Raw genomic sequence first — 21373 nt, 5'->3', positions numbered from 1 at the left:
ATATAAACACTATTTAAAACTTGAAGATGAAAACCTTTAAATTACAAAAGGGAGGAAAAAATATGAAAATAACAGAGTTATTAAAAAAAGATACTATAATTTTGAACTTAAATTCTAAAACAAAATCTGAAGTAATTGACGAATTAGTAAATAAGTTAAGTAAAGCAGGAAAGCTAAATGATAAGGCAGAATATAAAAAAGCAATATTAGCAAGAGAAGAACAATTTTCTACAGGAATAGGTGACGGTATAGCAATCCCTCATGCGAAGACATCAGCAGTCAAAGTTCCAGCATTGTGTTTTGGAAGATCAAAACAAGGTATAGACTATGAATCTTTAGACGGAAGCGATGCACATATATTCTTTATGATAGCAGCTAGTGAAGGAGCACATAATGATCACCTAGATACTTTATCTAGATTATCAAGTTTGCTTATGAATGAAGATTTTAGAAAAAAACTTATGGAAGCAAAATCAGAAGACGAAATTTTAACTTTAATTGATAATCAGGAAAAAGCATATTTAAAAGAACAAGAACCACAAAAAGAAGAGAGTCATGCTAAGTCAAAAGGATTTATATTAGCAGTAACAGCTTGCCCAACTGGCATAGCACATACTTATATGGCAGCAGATTCCTTAAAGAATAAAGCAAAGGAAATGGGTGTGGACATTAAGGTAGAAACTAATGGTTCTACAGGTGTAAAGAATAGATTAACAGAAGATGAAATTGAAAGAGCAGATGCTATAATAGTTGCTGCAGATAAGCAAGTAGAAATGGCTAGATTTGAAGGTAAAAAGGTAATTCAAGTTCCTGTAGTACAGGGAATAAAGAAACCAAAAGAACTTATAAATAGAGGATTAAATGGAGATGCTCCAGTATATCATCATACTGGAAGTCACGAAGGTTCTCCTACTAAAAATGAAAGAACAGGATTTTACAAACATCTTATGAATGGTGTTTCAAATATGCTTCCTTTTGTTGTAGGTGGTGGTATATTAATTGCTATATCCTTTATGTTTGGAATAAAAGCTTTTGATCCAAAAGATCCAGCATTTAGCCCAATAGCAAAATTGTTAATGGACATTGGTGGAGGAGGCGGAGCATTCTCACTAATGATACCTGTACTTGCTGGATTTATAGGTATGAGTATAGCTGATAGACCAGGATTTGCTCCAGCAATGGTTGGTGGATTACTTGCAAATACTACTGGTGCTGGATTCTTAGGTGGATTAATTGCCGGTTTCCTTGGTGGTTATGTAGTAGTATTTCTTAAGAAGGCATTTGCTGGATTTCCACAGTCTTTGGAAGGTATAAAACCAGTGCTTTTATATCCTCTATTTGGAATATTTATTACTGGTGCAATAATGCTACTTGTTGTGGCAAATCCTGTTAAGGCAATTAATACAGGACTTGCAGCATGGTTAAGTTCTATGGGTACAGCAAACAAAGTTATGCTTGGTTTAGTTTTAGGTGGAATGATGGCTGTTGACATGGGTGGTCCAGTAAATAAAGCAGCTTATACTTTTGGTCTTGCAATGATAAGTGCAAACAATTTTTATCCACATGCTGCTATTATGGCAGGTGGTATGGTTCCACCACTTGGAATTGCTATTGCAACTACTATATTTAAAAATAAGTTTACAAGACAAGAAAAGGATGCAGGAAAAACTTGTTATGTAATGGGATTAAGCTTTATAACAGAAGGAGCAATACCTTTTGCAGCAGCAGATCCAGCTAGAGTATTACCTTCAGCAATTATAGGTTCAGCAGTTGCAGGTGCTCTAACTATGATGTTTAATATAGGCTTGCCAGCTCCTCATGGTGGAATATTCGTAATTCCTATAGTTAAAGGAAACCCTTGGCTATATGCTTTAGCAATATTAATTGGATCATTAATAACAGCAGTATTACTTGGTGTTTTAAAGAAACCGGTAGAAGAAAAATAATAGAAAAGATATTTTAAAAATTGCAGCTGATTCTCACCATAAGTGATGAGAATTAGCTGCAATTTTAATTTTTAGAGGAAGTTAGTTTAGACTTTTTTAGTTATATAAGAAATCTTCATTATAATACTGCATAAAAAAATACGTTATTTTAAATTTCTATATTCATCTTCAAGAATACTCATATTCAGCAATGACCAATACTTACCATTTATTTTTCTACATTCTCTAAAATTTCCTTCAGTTATAAATCCTGCTTTTTTATAGCAGGCTATTGCAGGTAAATTAAAATCAAATACTCCCAAATCAACCCTATGCAAATTTAGTTCATTAAAGGCAATATTCAAAATGGCATTAATCATTTGCAATCCTATTCCTTTATTTCTATACTCTTCTTTTCCTACAAGAACTCTGCCTATTCGCGCAGACATATTTACTCTATCTATCCATAGCAATTCTATATGACCTACTGTTTCATTGCTTTCAATTAGTTTAGCACTAAACATCATATTTTTAGGATCTTCTTCTAACATCATATTTATATCATTTTGAAGTTGATTTTCCAATAATTCAAACGTATATGAAGGACCTGCCCATTGAAGTAGAAATTCTTTATTAGGAACCCATGAAATTAATTGTGGAATTTCTTTGCAACTAAATTTTTCAAGTTTTATTATCATATTAAATGCCCTCCATTTTAGAGTTTAACCTTTTGTATTATGAGAAAAATATTTTTCTAATACTTGAAGACTTTCATCTCGCAATATTCCTGCTGTTACTTTTGGTTTAAATGGTGAATTTTCAAATACAATTTGGCTGCAGCGACTGCCAGTTTCCCCTAATAAATTGCATAAGTCAATATCACTTGCTCCATAAACCAGTCTGCCAAGCTTTGTCCAAACCATTGCACCACAGCACATGAAGCATGGTTCACAGCTTGAATACAAAGTATATTCATGTAAATCTACAATATGTGTTTCATTGCAAAATCTTCGAATTAGTCCAGCTTCAGCGTGGAATGTTGGGTCAGTTGCAGTATATATTTGATTTTCATTTGTATAAACTATTTCGTTATCTTTTACAAGAACTGCTCCAAAAGGTTCATTTCCATGTTCTACTGCTAATGCAGATAATTCTATTGCTTTCTTCATAAAAAATTCATCTGTTCTCATATGTATCCTCCTAAAAAATTGATATGTCACATTTTCTTATAATTAACATTTATTTCTTATAAAAATTATACCATAGTATTTAAATATATTTATTAATTTTTTGAAAGCATAAATATTTTTAATACTGAATTATTCAATTATATGTAGAGATCCAACTTGAAAATCTTAATTTTGTTATAAAATCAAAGTAATGTAGGACTGGATTATTATGTTGTATATCTATATTTAGATATTAATTTTTGTAAGTTATTTTTTTATAAAAAGCCACAATAATGCTAGTTGTACACTTTTTGGTATTTATTGTTTTTTACATAATATATTGACAAAATTAGGAGTTAAGTATATTATGTTATCAACAACGTGATAATATCAAAAAGATAAAAACTGAATTTAAGGGGATAATTATGAAGGATATACATATAAAAAATAAACAAGGACTAACTGAAGAAGAATTTTTAAAACAATATGATGATAGTATATATCAAAAACCATCTTTTACTGTGGATATGCTTATCTTTACAGTGATGAACGAAGAAAAAGAAAATTACAGGAAGCTTCCAGAAAAATCTTTAAAAATTCTTTTAGTAAAAAGGGGAGATCATCCATGTATTGGGAAGTGGGCACTTCCTGGTGGTTTTGTAGATGTTAATGAAAGTTTAGACGAATCAGCTTTACGTGTATTAAGAGCTGAAACCAATATTAATGATATTTATGTAGAGCAGTTATATACCTGGGGAGAAGTTAATAGAGACCCTAGAACTAGAGTAATAAGTTCATCTTACATGGCTTTAATAGATAGTAATTCGTTGAGTATTAAAGCAGGATGCCATGAAGAGGATGCAGCATGGTTTAATGTTAGGTATAATCTACTTCAAGAGAAAAAAGAAGTAGTGGAAAAAGGATATATTTATGAACAGATAATAGAAATAAAACTTTGGAATGAAAGTGAAGAATTGTCTGCTAAAATAAAGGTTACAGAGAATTTAGATGGAAAAATAGATAGAGAAATTATAGAATCAGTGGGAATTGCATTTGATCATGGTAAGTTTATTGAATATGCAATCAATAGACTAAGAAATAAGATTGAGTATACAAGTTTAGCTTTTAATCTTATGCCAGAATTGTTTACTTTAACTGAACTTCAACAGGTTTATGAAGTTATACAAGGAAAAGAACTTTTAGCAGCAGCTTTTAGAAGAAAGGTTTCAAACATGGTTATTGAAACAAATCAATTTACAAAAGATGCAGGACACAGACCTTCAAAATTATTTAGATACAATTCAGGTTGGAAAAGAAATATATAAAGGAGAAAATTATAAAAATGAAATATACAATTGATAGTTTAAAACAGGATTTTCAAAAAGGAAAAAGAATTAAATATTTATTTTTTTGGGGACATCAGCCTTCTAGAGATGGCAGTATTACAAAAACTTGTTTAAGCCAGTGGTGGAAAGCAAATTTTGTTATTGATGGATATACTTATTGTTGTATGGAGCAGTATATGATGGCAGAGAAGGCTAGACTTTTTAAAGATAATGAAACTTTGGATGAAATAATGAAAAGTAGTAATCCTAAACAAATGAAGACATTAGGTAGAAAGGTGAAAAACTTTGATGAAGAATTTTGGGTAAAATCACGATATTCTATCATAGTTAATGGCAACTATGCAAAGTTTACTCAAAATGAAAATCTTAAAGAATTTTTAATTCAAACGAAAGATAGAGTTTTGGTAGAAGCAAGTCCATATGATAGAATTTGGGGAATAGGTATGTCTAAGGATGATCCTAACATAGAAAATCCTTTGTACTGGAAAGGATCAAATCTTTTAGGATTTGCTTTAACGGAAGTTAGAGATAAAATTCTTTTATCCGATCACTACCATTGCTAATACCCCCATTTTTCTTTATATGAAACTCCTTCTCCTATTGTGGAAGGAGTAAGTGATTCACACAAAATCATAGATTTTGGCTCTCTACTTAAGTAGGGGATAAGCAATGCTACGTGCCTGGATAAGTTCTTCTAAGACTCAGATGTAGAGAGGTATTCCTCACAAGCAAACTTCACCTGAGTCTAAGAATCACTTGATAATGTGTTTTTAGCTAAACGATAGATGATAATATATACATATAATAAAATGAAAAAATAGATTTAATTAAAATAAAATTAAAGAGATATTTTAAGCTGTGGAAATGACCACAGCTTTTTTATGAATAAACAAAAGTTTTCGCCTTACAGACATTAATGTTTATAAGGCATACTTTTTAAAATAAAAAATTAAAATATCTATTGACATGTGGAAAAATAAGGTGTATTATCATATTAACAAATTGATATTAACAATATGTTAATATCAATTTGTTAATATGATGCATAGCAATTATATTTGATATTTTTACAAATGTGCTTGTTTTTATAAGAATTATAAAAATTTTAGGAAGAATAATAAGAAAAGATATTTTTTTATTTTAGAGGAGGCTGAAAAATGATTTATTTTAACGGTGAAAAGGTGGAGTTTAAAAAGTTTCCTAATGGTGAATCTATGATTCATAGTGAAAATTTAAAATTAAAAATAAGTAATAATGAGATCAAGGTTAAATTTGAAAATGATGAGGATATAACTCATTTAATATTTTTAAAAGGGCACTTAGATGAATTAAAAGTAAAGAGTAATTTGGTATTTCCATATATGCCTTACAGCAGAATGGATAGGACTGAAGGAATAATGATTTTTACATTAAAGCATTTATGCAGATTAATTAACAGTTTGAATTTTGAAAGTGTAACAATTTATGAACCGCATTCAGATGTATGCACTGCATTATTAGACAGAGTTAAGGTAGTGAATATGTCAAAAATTTTAGCTGAGGATTTACTAAAAAAGTTGAACAATGCAAAAGAAGATGTATACTTAGTTTATCCAGATGCAGGTGCAGCAAAGAGGTATGGAAAAGATATAAGTTATGAAAAAATCTTAACTGCAAATAAAGAACGAGATTTTAAAACAGGATTTATAAAAAAGTTAGACATTAATGGCAGTGTAAAAGATAAAAATTTTAAAGCCATTATAGTAGATGATTTATGTTCAAAGGGAGGTACCTTTGTATTAACAGCCTCTAAGCTAAAGGAAATGGGAGCAGATGAAATATATTTAGTAGTTACACACCTTGAAGATACAGTTTTTAAAGGGGAACTATTAGAAAATGATTTAGTAAAAGCTATATATGCAACAGACAGTATTTTAAGTAAGCATCATGAAAAAATTAAGGTGTATGAAATTTAAGAAGTTTAAGAATGAATAAATATGTTATAGATATATGACCTAAAATAGTAATTTTACTTAAAATCAAAGATAAATTTTAATGTTGATTAGATAATAAAATTTAAATATGATGTTGTATATCTATAATTAAATTTAAAGAGTTTAAATGGAGGTATTTGTTATGAAAAAATTATTGGTGGTTGTTGATTATCAAAGTGACTTTGTGGATGGAACTTTAGGTTTTGAAAAGGCAAAAACATTAGAGAAGACTATATACAATAGGATTAATGAATATATACAAAATGGACATAAGGTAGTATTTACCTATGATACTCATTATGAAGAATATTTAAATACAAGGGAAGGCAAAAACTTACCTGTAATGCATTGTATTAAAGGTACTAACGGACATAAGTTGTATGGAAAAATAAATGATTTCTCAAATTTAAAAAATACACTACATCATGAAAAAGAAGGATTTGGAATTAAACCAAAGGATATGGTTGAATTAGCAAGTGAAATAGGTGATGATATTGAGGAAATTCAGGTAATTGGAGTGGTTACTAATATATGTGTAATCAGCAATGTGGTAATGTTCCAATCACAATTTAGAAATGCAGATGTTGTAGTGGATGCAAGTCTTTGTGCTAGTTTTGATGACTCATTACATGAAAAGGCGTTAGATGTAATGGAAGGCTTACAAGTAAAAGTGATTAATAGGAGGTAACTTATAATGATAAATCCATTTTTATTAACAGATTTTTATAAAACAATTCATCATATGTGTTATGCAAAGGGACTGACTAAATTAGTAAGTTATTGGACTCCAAGAATGTCTAGAAAAGAAAATATGAATAAAGTTGTTATGTTTGGTCTTCAGCCTTTTATAAAGAAGTATTTAATTGAATACTTTAATGAAAACTTCTTTAATAGGGACAAGGAAACTGTGGTTTTAGAGTATAAAAGAATTATTTCTACAACTATGGGAAAAATGGCAGCTGATACAAAGCATATTGAGTCTCTTCATGATTTAGGATATTTGCCAATACAAATTAAAGCGGTAGAGGAAGGATTAAGAGTAAATATTAAAACTCCAATGATTGAAATCACCAATACACATAAGGATTTTCCATGGCTTGTGAACTATTTAGAAACCTTTATGAGCTGTAATATATGGCAGCCAATGACTAGTGCAACTATTGCATATAGATATAGAGAAATAGTTGAAAAATATTTTAATCTCACTGTGGAAAATGGAAATGTAAAAAATGCTTGTGGTGATTTCAGTATGAGAGGTTTTAGCTCTGTGGAAAGTGCCCAGCTTAGTGGTGCAGCACATTTACTTTCATTTGTAGGAACGGCAACAATACCTGCTATTAGTTATTTAGAGAAATATTATAATTGCAATGTAGAAGAAGAATTAGTTGGACTTGGAACACCTTCTACAGAGCACAGTGTAATGTGCAGCTATGGAGAAGATGAATTTCAGGCATATAAAAGATTGATAACAGAAGTATTTCCAAGTGGAGTTTTGAGCATAGTATCTGATACCTATGATTACTGGAATGTCATAACCAATATACTTCCAGAATTAAAAGAAGATATTATGAATAGAGATGGAAAGATTGTTATTAGAGGAGATAGTGGAGATCCAGTAAAAATAATTTGCGGAGATAAAGATGCTACAAAGGATAGTAATGAATATAAGGGAACTGTTGAGCTATTATGGGATATATTTGGTGGTGAAATTAACTCAAAAGGATATAAAGTCTTAAATAGCAAAATAGGTACAATTTACGGTGATAGTATAACTGTCCAAAGATGCGAAGAGATTTGTAAGGTGTTGGAAGAAAAAGGTTTTGCAGTAAGCAATTGTGTATTTGGTATAGGATCATACACCTATCAGTACAATACTAGAGATACTTTTGGATTTGCATTAAAGGCTACTCACGCAGTAATAGATGGTAAAGAAAAGTTCATCTTTAAAGCTCCAAAGACAGATAAAGATAATTTTAAAAAGTCACAAAAAGGAATGTGTTATGTGTATAGAGATGGACAAGATATTTTGTATAAGGATGAATTGACAATAGAAGAGCAGGAAAAATGTAAAGATAATTTATTACAAGTTGTATTTAAAGATGGTAAATTGATAAAAGACTATTCATTATCAGAAATAAGAAACAAGCTCCATAAAAGCTTTTAAGTAGAAAATTTAAATTTTATGTGAAAGTGACTGCTATTTTGAGGGTGTAAAGAGTAATTTTCAAGTTTAAATATCTATATAAATTAGTGTTTTCATATCAAGGTTAGTATTATTATTGTATTAATAAAAGATACTTCTTATTAATACATTGAAATGGAGGAATTAAAAATGAGAAAGAATTTTAATGTAGCTAAGGAATGTAAAAATATTATAAATTGGATTAAAGATTATTTTAAAAGTCAACCTAATGCTCATGGGGCAGTTATTGGAATTAGCGGGGGTAAAGATAGTTTCATAAGTGCTAAATTATTGGTTGAAGCTTTAGGAAAGGAAAGAGTATTTGGAGTTTTGATGCCAAATGGTGAGCAGAAAGATATATCGGACAGTTTAAGAATTGTAAATCTTCTTGGAATTATATGCAAGATAGTGAATATAGAAAAAGCATACAAAGGATTGATAGAGGCAATGGAAGAAAGTAGTTTATCTATTGATGCTAAAATCAATATTCCTCCAAGACTTAGAATGACTACATTATATGCTGTTTCAGCAAGCATGCATTATAGAGTATGTGGTACAGGAAACAAATCAGAAGGCTTTGTAGGATATACAACTAAATGGGGTGATAGTGCCTTTGATTTTAATCCTATAGGAGATTTAACTACTGAAGAAGTTATAGCTGTAGGAGATTACTTAGGATTACCTTATGAATTAGTTCATAAAACTCCAAGTGATGGATTAAGTGGACAATCTGATGAAGATAAATTAGGCTTTTCTTATGAACAAATTAATAGGTTTATAGAAAATGGAACCTGTGGAAACAAAGACATAGACGAGAAAATTAAATTGAAACATGAGTATAATAGACATAAAGGAATTTTACCATCAAAATATGAATTCAATTTCAATTTGACAGGCAAATCTGCAAATCACTGATACTACTTAATTTCCTTATAAAAAAATTTTCATACTAATAAAATATAGCTATATCAATGCTTATATAAATTACTTGCCGAATCCAAGTTCAATTACAAATGGCTATATTAGGGTTGAAGGTGAAAAATAACTTCTTAGAATGCATGAATATGTATTTTGAGGAGTTATTTATTTTATGAAAACTTTTTATATAGTTTAGCAAAATTATTGTAAATAACAAGAATTACGAATTGCTAATGTGGATAAAAATTTATGTTTTAATTTTTATCCCAAATGTATAAAAGCAACATATTATGTACTATTAGACGTAATATATTCAATGAAAATTAATTTTAATGAAGTGAAACCTAATTTAGGTAGATTTTGAACTTCAGAGCAAACTTTGTAAAATGTTAAGTTTAGGAGATGATAATTTTGATAGAAGTGCTTTTTCCCATTGAGGACAGTTGTATAAGTAAGTATAATGCAAAAGTTAATTTTGGAAAATCAGATTCATTACTAATTGGAAGTTCTTCATCAGGAAATGATTATTATAAAACCCTTTTAAAGTTTGATGTTTCTTCAATATTTTCAAAGGTAAGTATTTCAAGAGTATTATTAAGATTATACGTTTATAAAAAAGAAAAAACAGGACAGCAGGAAGTAACAGCTTATAAATTACTTCAGAACTTTGAAGAAATGGAGGTTAACTGGAACAATCAACCTTCTCATGAAGAACTAGGTTCAAGTTCTATTATGAGTGATGGTAATTTAAATGGATATTTTGATATAGATGTTACATCTATTGTTAACCAATGGATAAATGACAAAACTGAAGTTGTTCATGGAATAGAAGTAATAGCATCTGAGAGTGCTTCATCTTTTATATGGTTCAGAAGTAGAGAATATACCCAGGAGTATATGTGGCCTAGACTTATTGTAGAGTATGATGATTCAAAACTAGTTACTGACAGTAAACAGGATGGAGATGTATCAATAGAAAGCTGCAATTTATATCAACTTGGTAATAATTTTTCTGCAGCTTATAAGGTTAAAAAAGATGGAGACAAAAAAACTCTAGCTGTTTTGGAAATAAGTGATGATGGTTTAGTATGGTTTTCAGAAAAAGCTGTAGAAGTTGTTAATGGAGAGTATAAAGTAATTGCTACCTCCTCTTCAAGAAAGTATGACAGAATATCTTTGGTAATTATAAAGAATCCTGAAATATATTTACCTACAGGAACTTCTATTATGGCAGAAAGAAATGTTATAAATGAAAATTCAGCAGCTTTAAATTATACTTCTAATGATATCAATATACCAGTAGATGAAAGTGGAAGAATTTTAGTAAATAAAACTGGAATTACAGTTATCAGCATAAATGCAGGTTCTGAAATAAATTCACCAAATATATCTTTTAATGTAGTTGGACAAATTAGAGATAATGAAGAATTATCTAATGCATTAGATGATGTTTCTATAACTAATATTAATATTCCAGCAGGTAATTTTAGCATATCTAATCATTTAGTTGATATTTCAAGGAGTATTACTATTTCAGGAATGGTTGATGATCATGGTAATATTCTTACTAATTTAATTTTGTCTGAACTAAGTATGTATATTTTATCTTTAAAAAATATACAGGTTGAATTGAAAAATATAAATATTATAGCTTTAAAACCAAATTCAAGTGGAATTAGATTCCAGGGTCAATTTTTATTTGATAGTTCAATAAGTTTAAAAAATGTGCACATGATGGATTTTAATACTGCACTTAATTTTTCAAATTTATCTAATATAGATATTTCAGAGTGTGAATTTATAAATAACAATGAGGCGTTAGTATTTAGTAACAGTATAAACTCTAAGGTATTGAAAACTAAATTTAAGGATAACAGTAAAACTTCTATCACAATTGAAGGCAACTGCAGTAATTTAGATATAAATGCAGAATTTGAAAATTCACCTAACAATGATTTTATAGGTATTTCAATAATTGATAACTATTCTTCATTTGAAAATATAAATATTACAGGCAGCAGCTTTACAGGTTTTACTTGGCGTAAACGTGTGACATATACTAATATTCCTGACTTACCATTCAATCATGTAATATATGGTGTTTCTACAGAAAATGATTTAAGAGATGTACTCACAAATTGGAGAGAAATAGGTACTGTTAATATTCTACAGAGTATATTAGATATAGCTACTCCAATAGAAATAAAAAGCCCTGTTATATTAAGCGGAGTATCCAGAGAAATCAAGATATCAGCAGCTTCTACTATAGGCAATTTAAGCTTTGTACCTTATAGCGCAGTTATTGCAGCAGATAGCAACAATGTAACAATCCAAAATTTAATTGTAGATGGAAATAACTTTGCACAAAATGGTATATATGTTCATGGAGATAACTGTAGTATTTATAACAATATAATTAGAAATATAGTAAGACCTGAAGGGAAAGCAGCCTGTGGTGATGGTATAATAGCGTATAAGGAAGGAACTACAGCAAGTCCTTCACCTATTAGCATTTTAAATATAGCTTCAAATATTATAAACACTACAGCAAGACATGGTATATTTGTAGAAACACTAAATACTGAAACTAAACAATTCTTTATGTCAACTAATATTTCGATTACAAACAATAGAGTAAATGATGTATGGAATGATCCACTTACTCCAATAGAAACACAGGAACCAAATGGTATATTTAGTGCAGCAATAGAACTTCAAGGACTTCAAAAATCTACCACTGAATTTAAAGATAACTTAATATTTGATGTTAAAAATAATCTAAAGAGAAGTTATATATACTTTAGCGATACTGACGAAACCCAAATAAATGGAGTTCTTAAAAGTCATAATGCTAATTTAAGTTCTATACAAATAGCAACTTATCTAGTAGATTTAAATAAAGCTTTAATAACAGATATCAATCCTAATGGGGCTGCTTTAGAGGTAGGTACTCAGACTACAACAGGTATTAGTATAACACAAGGTGAACCTAATTCAATTGTAGTTCTGGAAGTAGTAAGAAATGGAGTGACTACTGTAATTGATAAAGCATTATGGGATTCCTATGATTTCAATATTAATGATGTAATTTCGGTTAAATGCACATCTCAAGATAAAGTAGTAACCAATGTATATAAGATAGCAATAATTCAAAAGACATTACAACCTATTAATGTAGCTGATGAACAACAATTGAGAGCTGCACTTTTAGATGATTCTATAGGTCATATATCTTTATTAAATGATATAACACTAACTAGTGCTCTTTCTATAAATAAATATATTATTTTGGATAGTAATGGAACTAATAAATTTACTTTAACAACTCCAAATTTGGGTAATGATATAACATTTGGAAATGGTGCTGATGAAAGTGTACTCAGAAGCTTAATTATAGATGGAGAGCTGGTTATAGATATAGGAGAACACGGAAGTATGACAATTGAAAATGTAGATATTAGTGGTGGAATAAAAATACTCTCAGGATCTATCAATAGTATTAATTTAAATGGCGTAAAAACAGACACAGTGCAAATTTCCTGTAATGCAAGAGTGGCAGTAAATCCATGTCCTGCTTCTGCAGCTCAACCACCTATACCAAGTGACATTGGAAGCATTAATATGGATGCCCAAGAAAAACCAACAGCACCACCGCCAACACTTCAAGTGGCTAATTCAAAAGTTAAAAATGTGAATGTAAGAACACCACGAGCAGTAGTTGCAGTTAATCCTGAAGCAAAAGTTGAAAGAATAGCAGTAGAAGCACCTAAAGCAAATATTCAAGTAGCTGCAAAAGAAAAGGTTAAAACAGTTCAAGTTAATGCACAGGATACAACTTTGACTTTATCTGATGAAGCAAGTGTTGAAACTTTAAATCTAAATGCTAATAATCTAAATATTAGCGGAAAAAACATTGATAATATGAATATAGAAAGTGGAGTTACAGATATAAATACTATTCATGTAGAAGGATATGAGCAAACTAATACTGATACAGCTAAAGCAGGTAATTCTTCAGCAGTAATATTTGCACTAACTCAAAATAACATTAAAAATATCATACTAGAGGGCATTTTTGAAGATATAGCTATAAGTGGTAAAAGTATAACTAATATAAGTGGTGCTGTAGATAATAGAGAAGTTTCAGTAGATGATATTAAAGTATTGAAATATAGTGTACTTGTGTATTCTATAGCTAAGATTAACCTATTACCAGGAGTATATGATGAAGCTTTAGAAATAAATAGACCTGTAACTTTACAAGGAACCTCTAATGCTGTATTAAAGTCTAAAACAGAAAAGTCAGCAACAGCTATTAATATATTATCAAATGATGTAGCAGTTACAGAACTTCAAATTGATAATTGGGATGTAGGAGTTAACTGCAATGAGAAATCATATGGTATAAGTATTATAGGATGCGAATTTACAAGTAATAATCAGGCTATAGTCCTTCATGATGTTAGAAATGCTAGAATAATTGAAAATAAGCTAAAATATAATATTCAAGCTTGTGTAGTAACTATCGGTAAATGTTCTAATATAATTATAAATTCACAATTTGAACATTCTCTTGTAAATGGGACTAAAGGTATTTCAATAATTGGAGAGAATAATTCAATACCTAGGCGTATAAATATTACAGGTAGTGAATTTATAGATTTTGCACCAAATAAACGTATAGTATACACTGATATTCCTAATTTACCAGACAATCATGTGATTTATGATGTTTCTACAGAAAGTAGTTTAAGAACTATATTAGGGGAGTGGCCAGAAGTAGGTATTATCAATATTCTATCGGATATAGAAAATATATCTAATCCAATAGAAATATTAAGACCAGTCGTATTAGGTCACAATCCTTTAGTAGAACTAGTACAAGAAAAGAAACAAATAATTGCGGGTAGTAATATAAGTAAGTTAAGCTTTGTTAATTATAGTGCGGTTATTGGAATTAAGAGCAATGATGTAGCCATTGTAAATTTAACCATAGATGGAAAAGAGTGTGCAGAAAATGGTATATATGTTCAGGGAGATAATTGTGGCATTTATGGCAATATAATTAAAAATATAGTAAGACCTACTTCAGAAGCGGCTTGTGGTTCAGGTATAACAGTTTATAAATCGGGAAATACAACTTCACAAGCATCTATTAATGGATTAAATATAATGAATAATAATATAAGTAACATGGCAAGACAGGGTATATTTGTAGAAGCTTTCAATACTGAAATTAAAGAATTCTTTATGTCAAATAATATTCATGTTATAGATAATACAGTAGATAATGTATGGAATAACCCACTTACTCCAATAGAAACAAGTGAACCAAATGGAATGTTTAGTGCAGCAATAGAACTTCAAGGACTTCAAAAATCTACTACAGCTTTAGAAAACAATGTAATATCCAATGTAAAAAATAATTTAAAAGAAATATATGTATACTATTCAGATACTAATGAAACGTTAATAGATGGAGTATTAGCTAGTCATAAGGCTGACTTAAATTCTATAAAAATAGTAAGCCATGATATAGATTTAAGTAAAGCTTTAGTAACAGTTTCAAATCCTAATGGAGTAAATTTAGTAAAGTGTGATAGTGAAACATTAACAGGTATATCTATAGAAAAAGGTGAAACTAATGAGACTATAATAGTAAAAGTAAATGGTACACCACTTGATGCAGAACAATGGACTACAAATGCTTTCAATATTAATGATGTGATTTTAGTTGAATCCAAATCTCAGGATACTTTAGTGACCAAGGTATACAAGGTAACAATAAAATTAAATCAAGCTTTTGTAAGTGATGAGGTAGGATTAAAGAATGCTCTTGCAGATAATTGTGTAAAACAGGTAACTTTAGAAAAGGGAATAACATTAACAAATTCAATTGATATAAATAGAAATATTATTTTAGATAGCAGTGGAACTAATAAATATGCTTTGACACTACCAGTAAATACTGCAGTAAATTTAAAGAGCGGTTGTAGTGGAATTCAAGTGAACAATTTAGATATTGAGAATGGACAATTGAATGTAAATATAAGAGACAAGGAAAGTGTATCACTTAATAATGTAACTGCAGCGATAAATGACAGTAATAAGATAGATGTATCTATAAGTGGAGCAACTGGTGATAGTGTGTTCAATATAAAAGGAATGAATACAAATAATGTTTCTATTATAAGCAGTGGAAAAGTTATATTAGATAAATACAGCTATTCTGGAATAGATACAAAAAGTACAATTAAAAAAATTAATATGGACGCAAGTGCAGTAACAGCAATACTTGAAGTGTCCAATTCACAAATTACTGATTTAGATTTAGGGGCAGTATTTTCCGAGGTTACCTTGGAACAAGAAACAGTAATTACCAATTTAAATATAAATGGTACTAATACAAATTTAACAGTAGATAGTGGAGTAGTTGACAATTTAGTTATAACCGGTGTTATACCTGGTACTACAACTGGTAAAGCAACTGCTGGACAGTTTGGAACAGTACAAATTAATAAAGGAAAGACAACGTTAGAGTTTGATGATTCCTGTATAATTACAAAATTAAATTTAAATTGTAACGATATAATTATTACTTGTCCAGATACTTGGATAACTAGTGGAAAATTTATTGTACAAAGTGGAGTTACAGATAAAAGTACTGTTATAATAAATACTAAACCTATTACAGATTATGGTTTATAGATAAAGCTTAAATTTTAGTAAGGCCTGAGGACTTTGACAACCTGATTTTATTAAATAGGGGGAAGTCCTTAAGCTTTTTTTATATATAAGAAGAATAGAATCTTTTAGCACTATAAGTTTAATACCTATAGTAGCAAACTTCATAATAGTATCCTCTAAAGTACCATGCTATACAGTAATTTAGCTGCGACAGCTAAAGACATAGTCACAAAAATAGGCTTTATAATTTTAGAACCTTTCATTAAAGCTATTTTTGCTCCTAAATGTGCACCTATTATCATAAATACTGCAACAGGTAAACCTATTTTATAGTTAATTTCTCCTCTTACTGCAAATACAATGATAGATGCAATATTACCTACAAAGTTCATTACTTTACAGTTTCCCCCTGCTCTTACAAAGTTAAAATTATATATTTTTATAAGTCCAAAAATCAAAAAAGTACCAACGCCAGCTCCTAGAAAGCCATCGTAAAAGCCTAAGAATAGAGCAAGAATAATACCTAGAGTTATATTTTTTTTTGAAATATCTTTAAATTTATCCTCTATTCCTACATTTTTAGAAAATAAGCTGTATAACCCAACAAATAGTAGGAGTATAAGTACTATAGTATTAAGATAACTTGTTTTTATACTAAGTACAGTAGTTGCTCCTAAAATAGCACCAATAAAGCTAAAAGGAATTAAGTATTTTAATATATTAAAATCTACTTTTTTAGATTGTGCAAATTTAATTGAGCTGGAAAAGGTTGAACAACAGGAAGTAAACTTATTTGTACCTAGTGCTAGATGTGGTGGTATGCCTGCTAATAAATATGCTGGTAAGCTTATTATACCTCCACCACCAGATATGGAGTCAACAAAAGCTGCAAAAAAACAAGCTGTACATAAGAAAATTAAGTTATTATCCAAGGATATCCCTCCCTAAAATTTTAGTTTTATAAAAGATAAAAATATATTAGAAATTAAATAACTTAAATATTTGATAGTACTAGTTTTTAAGCATGCTTAACTTTTCATCTATTATTATAACAAAGAAGATTTTATATGAAAAATATATATAAAGTATTATAATCATACTTATAAAGTATGAATAATGTATGGGAAGTGATTGTTTGTATGGATATAAGACAATTAAAGTATTTTCTTGCTATTGCTGAAGAAGAGAATATAACGAGAGCTGCCGAAAGATTACATATAGCTCAACCTCCACTTAGCCATCAATTAAAATTGTTGGAGTATGAACTAGGGGTGAAACTAATAGATAGAAGCACACGCAAAATACAATTAACAGATACGGGAGAAAAATTACGATATCGTGCTGAACAGATGTTAAACTTAATGGAAACTACAGTAAGAGAATTAAAGGATATTAATGAAGGGGTTCAAGGAACTTTGTTAATTGGTACAGTACCATCTTCAGGGGCAACACTTTTGCCGGAGAGAATCCATAGTTTTCATGAGAAATATCCAGGGATTGATTTTCAAATATGGGATGGCGATACTTATAGGATAATGGAATTGCTCAATAGCGGAACAATAGAAATTGGTATTATACGAACTCCATTTAATTCTAAAATTTATGAATCAATATGCTTACCTAAAGAGCCAATGGTAACAGCTAGCAGCAATTCATATTCTTATAATAAACAAGGAGCTGTGGAAATTGCTGAACTTGTGGATACACCATTAGTAATTGATAGAAGATTTGAGAATGTTATAGTTGATGCATTTGAAAAAGAAGAAGTTAAGCCCAAGATTATTTGTAGAGGTGATGATGTTAGATCTATACTTCTTTGGGCAAGTACTGGAATTGGAGTAGCTATTGTACCTAAAGCTGCTACTGGACTTATTCCGAATTCTAATTTAAATTATAGGAAAATTAATCTAACTTCTGTAGAGACACAGACAGCTATAATATGGATGAAAAATAGATATTTGTCATCTGCAGCTAGACACTTTTTAGAAACCTTTGAAGTGTAGATTAAAGGTTAAAATTAAGATTGTTACTGCACTTTATGTAACATAATGGTTAAATATGTAGCATTTTTATTTATGTAATACCCTAATAATATGATTCGTATAGAATTTAATCCATAATATTCCTCAAAATGATAATATTGGTCGTGAGAGGAGGGAGTATTATGGATAGAATAGAACAGTTATTGAAGAAAATTGATGAAACTAGGACTTACATGAATGACTTAATAAGAGAAAAATCAGATTTGCTGGATCCAGAAGTAATAATTGCAAGTCAAATGCTGGATTCTATTTTGGATGAGTATTACAGAATTATCCAAAAGGAAAACATCAAGAAGTAGCTAAAAAACAGGAGAGGTAATAATAGGACAAGCAGATTACAAGAACATAATGAACAATATATGAAAATACTGTAAAAGATGAAAAAGTAAACATTAAAGGAGATATGATTACCTCTTCTTTAAATAAAAAGTATTGAGTTTTTATACACAATATATATAATATAAATTGTTGAATATATAGAAAGTAGAAATATCTACAACTTTGATATAAGTTGTAGTATTGAGGTAGGTAGTCATCGGAGATTATATTGGGGAGGAAATTTAATGATAAAACTTATAGCAAGTGATATGGATGGTACTTTGGTAAATGATGAGGGAAAGATAAACGAAAAAATGTTTGGATTAATAAATGATCTTCAAGAAAAAAATATAAAATTTGCAGCAGCTAGTGGCAGATTTTATTCACAGCTTAGCAAAAATTTTAAAAAAATAAAGACAAGCATTATATTTATATCGCATAATGGTGCACTAGTAAAATATAATAATAAGGGAGAAACTCTCTATTCTAGCTGTATTTCGCCAAAAGATATAGAACATGTAGCAAATTTGAAAAGAGATTTTGGAGAAGAATTATTTTTAGGAGCTGCAGAGGATGCATATATAGTAGATCCATCGCAGACTATATTGGAGGAGTTTAAATTTGTTGAAGTACCTTGGGTAATAGTAAAAGCTTTTAAAGAAGTAAAAAGTTCAATTTATAGAATGACTTATTATATAAAGGATGGTGTAAAACAAGAAACTGTTGAATATTTAAAAAATAATTTAAATGAAAATCTTGAATTTGTAGTGTCTGGTGGCAAGTGGATAGATATAATGAATAAGGGTACTAGTAAAGGAAATGCCATAAAAATACTTCAAGAAAAATTTGATGTAGATGAAAATAATACAATGGTCTTTGGAGATTATTATAATGATTTAAGTATGTTTAAAGAGGCATATTACAGCTATGCTATGGAGAATGCTCCAGAAGATGTTAAAAAACATGCTAATTTCATTGCAGAAAATAATAATAAAAATGGAGTGTACAATGTAATTCAGGAATATGCTGCTTCTATTTAAGCGGGAGATCAAAATCCTGATTTTGTGCTAATGGTTTACTCCTATGAGAAAATGAAAAGGAGTTTCCAATAAAATTGTAATAAAAGCATTATGCCGTACAATGTAGTCCAAGTAACTTTCAATTGTATTATATCTGATATGTGTTTTGAAGGAACTGCTCGCTCCAAAACATATATCAGCCTCCATACAGTTGAAAGTTATTTCTTAATTCAGTACTTTTGTTAAAAAAATATATACAAGTTAAGTATTGAAATAATATAAGGTTGGAAATTTACTTTGAATTTCCTAAGAAAGATGATCTATTTTTAGTTTAAACCAAAATGTACTGCTTTTACCAATCTTGGATTTGTATATTGTTAATTGTTCAAATTTGGGCTATAGTATTAATATATTTTTTTACATAAGAAAAAACTAATTATAAATACAAATTATAAGAAGTAGAGGAGAAATATTTGTGGAAAGTATAGATAAAGTTACTGATGATGCATCATTTTCAGAAGAAAACTATTATAAATCAATAACAGTTTTGGGTATTCTTATTTGTATTCTATGGATTTCTATAGTAAAGACTCAGCCTTTTTCAGATTTTGCATATTATAATGGCATTGCAAAACAGATTGCTAGGGGGGGATCCTGGGGAAATACCTATACTTCTGTGGGATATTCCATTATCTTAGGAGGCATATATAAAGTATTTGGAAGCAGTTTAGCAGTGGCAAAGGTATTTAATTTAGTTTTGACATTTTTCAATTATATGTTAATATATAATATTTTAAAAAATACAAATTTAGAGACAAACAAACGAAAACTAATATATACATTATTTGTGCTTTTTCCAGACAATATTTTTTATAACAGTATTTTAGGAACAGAAATACTATTTACAACTATATTGCTTTTAATAACATTAGTATATCATAAAGATATTAAACACAAATATATAGTTATCGGTATTCTAACGGGTGTAAATACTATGATTAAGCCATTCTTTATAATATTTTTCTTCGCTGTATTTATCATAGAGATAATTTTAAAAATTAAAGCTATAAAGGTGATAAAACATTCGCTAATAATTTTAATCACTAGTGTATTAGTTATATCACCTTGGATATATAGAAATACAAAGCTAATAGGCCAGTTTACATATGTATCAAATAATAGTGGTATAGTTTTATACATAAATAATAATTCTCAAAATCACTATGGTGCATGGATGCCTGCAAGTGAAGTTGAAGATTCAATTGTAAACAAGAAAGAGTATATAAAAGCTAATATGACAGAAAAGAATAAAATGCTAAGTACTGCAGCTAAAAAGTGGATAAAAGATCATCCAATGCAGTTTATAGAATTAGGATTTAAAAGATTATACAATACATATCTTGGTGGGTATTCTATAAGCTACAGCTTTAATGGAGCTGGTTTAAATAAGTATATAGAAGATGGTTTAACTGTTTATTCAAGTAGCGTATCAATATTTACAGCTTTAATATCAATTATAGTGATGATTGTATATAGTAAAAGGATAATTTGCAGCATGTTTAATAAAGAAAAGATTAATCCATACAGCGTTTATAATTTAATTTGCTTTTATATGTTTTCATGTGTGTACTTTATTACGGAAGGACAGCCTAGATATAATTTTCCTGTTATATTTATAATGGTTTATTTCTTTTCAAATTTAACTGAAATTAAAAGAGTTAAGGTATATGAAAGAAAATAACAAGTCAAATATATTCAATATACTATTTACAATAATAGTAAAAAGCGTTATAC

15 protein-coding genes are annotated in these 21373 nt (G+C 29.2%); 12 read left to right on the top strand and 3 right to left on the bottom strand.

Going from position 1 to position 21373, the window contains the following annotated elements; genetic code table 11:
- Positions 1-62: 62 nt before the first annotated feature.
- Positions 63-1946, top strand: coding sequence for a PTS fructose transporter subunit IIABC (locus tag HBE96_RS11585; protein ID WP_169297909.1), 1884 nt, complete (start codon positions 63-65; stop codon positions 1944-1946).
- Positions 1947-2089: 143 nt separating this feature from the next.
- On the opposite strand, the gene HBE96_RS11580 is transcribed toward HBE96_RS11585, so the two are convergent.
- Positions 2090-2623, bottom strand: a complete 534-nt coding sequence (locus HBE96_RS11580; protein ID WP_169297908.1) for a GNAT family N-acetyltransferase — start codon at positions 2621-2623, stop codon at positions 2090-2092.
- 24 nt (positions 2624-2647) lie between these two features.
- Positions 2648-3115 (bottom strand): nucleoside deaminase, encoded by a 468-nt coding sequence (locus HBE96_RS11575; RefSeq protein ID WP_169297907.1) that lies wholly within the window; start codon positions 3113-3115, stop codon positions 2648-2650.
- Between the two features lie 404 nt (positions 3116-3519).
- On the opposite strand from HBE96_RS11575, the gene HBE96_RS11570 reads away from it, so the two are divergent.
- The 7 genes from HBE96_RS11570 to HBE96_RS11540 all read left to right on the top strand — a co-directional run bounded on the left by HBE96_RS11570 (position 3520) and on the right by HBE96_RS11540 (position 16221).
- Complete coding sequence (locus HBE96_RS11570; RefSeq protein ID WP_169297906.1) at positions 3520-4419, top strand: NUDIX hydrolase; 900 nt, start codon at positions 3520-3522, stop codon at positions 4417-4419.
- Between the two features lie 17 nt (positions 4420-4436).
- The gene (locus HBE96_RS11565) at positions 4437-5003 is read left to right on the top strand and encodes a riboflavin biosynthesis intermediates N-glycosidase (protein ID WP_169297905.1); all 567 of its coding nucleotides are present in this window, start codon (positions 4437-4439) and stop codon (positions 5001-5003) included.
- Positions 5004-5597: 594 nt separating this feature from the next.
- Positions 5598-6395 carry a ribose-phosphate pyrophosphokinase gene (locus tag HBE96_RS11560; protein WP_169297904.1) on the top strand — a complete coding sequence of 266 codons (798 nt, stop codon included), beginning with the start codon at positions 5598-5600 and terminating at the stop codon, positions 6393-6395.
- 160 nt (positions 6396-6555) lie between these two features.
- Positions 6556-7101 (top strand): cysteine hydrolase family protein, encoded by a 546-nt coding sequence (locus tag HBE96_RS11555; RefSeq protein ID WP_169297903.1) that lies wholly within the window; start codon positions 6556-6558, stop codon positions 7099-7101.
- A 6-nt stretch (positions 7102-7107) separates the two neighbouring features.
- Positions 7108-8577: a nicotinate phosphoribosyltransferase gene (locus tag HBE96_RS11550; RefSeq protein WP_169297902.1), complete on the top strand. Its 1470-nt coding sequence runs from the start codon at positions 7108-7110 to the stop codon at positions 8575-8577.
- A 168-nt stretch (positions 8578-8745) separates the two neighbouring features.
- Positions 8746-9510: an NAD(+) synthase gene (gene nadE, locus HBE96_RS11545; protein ID WP_169297901.1), complete on the top strand. Its 765-nt coding sequence runs from the start codon at positions 8746-8748 to the stop codon at positions 9508-9510.
- Positions 9511-9933: 423 nt separating this feature from the next.
- The gene (locus HBE96_RS11540) at positions 9934-16221 is read left to right on the top strand and encodes a DNRLRE domain-containing protein (RefSeq protein ID WP_342590178.1); all 6288 of its coding nucleotides are present in this window, start codon (positions 9934-9936) and stop codon (positions 16219-16221) included.
- A gap of 155 nt (positions 16222-16376) precedes the next feature.
- Here HBE96_RS11540 and HBE96_RS11530 read toward each other — a convergent pair whose 3' ends face one another.
- The gene (locus tag HBE96_RS11530) at positions 16377-17132 is read right to left on the bottom strand and encodes a sulfite exporter TauE/SafE family protein (RefSeq protein WP_169297900.1); all 756 of its coding nucleotides are present in this window, start codon (positions 17130-17132) and stop codon (positions 16377-16379) included.
- Positions 17133-17339: 207 nt separating this feature from the next.
- On the opposite strand from HBE96_RS11530, the gene HBE96_RS11525 reads away from it, so the two are divergent.
- From HBE96_RS11525 to HBE96_RS11510, 4 genes are all read left to right on the top strand, one after another.
- Positions 17340-18203: a LysR family transcriptional regulator gene (locus HBE96_RS11525; RefSeq protein WP_169297899.1), complete on the top strand. Its 864-nt coding sequence runs from the start codon at positions 17340-17342 to the stop codon at positions 18201-18203.
- Positions 18204-18364: 161 nt separating this feature from the next.
- Positions 18365-18541 carry an aspartyl-phosphate phosphatase Spo0E family protein gene (locus tag HBE96_RS11520; protein WP_169297898.1) on the top strand — a complete coding sequence of 59 codons (177 nt, stop codon included), beginning with the start codon at positions 18365-18367 and terminating at the stop codon, positions 18539-18541.
- A 264-nt stretch (positions 18542-18805) separates the two neighbouring features.
- Positions 18806-19600 (top strand): Cof-type HAD-IIB family hydrolase, encoded by a 795-nt coding sequence (locus tag HBE96_RS11515; protein WP_169297897.1) that lies wholly within the window; start codon positions 18806-18808, stop codon positions 19598-19600.
- Between the two features lie 454 nt (positions 19601-20054).
- Positions 20055-21320: a hypothetical protein gene (locus HBE96_RS11510; RefSeq protein WP_169297896.1), complete on the top strand. Its 1266-nt coding sequence runs from the start codon at positions 20055-20057 to the stop codon at positions 21318-21320.
- The last annotated feature ends 53 nt before the right edge of the window (positions 21321-21373 follow it).

Source organism: Clostridium muellerianum (genome assembly GCF_012926525.1).
GTDB lineage: Bacteria > Bacillota > Clostridia > Clostridiales > Clostridiaceae > Clostridium_AM > Clostridium_AM muellerianum.
Note: the sequence above shows the minus strand (reverse complement) of the source record. Positions and strands in the feature narration are given on the sequence as shown.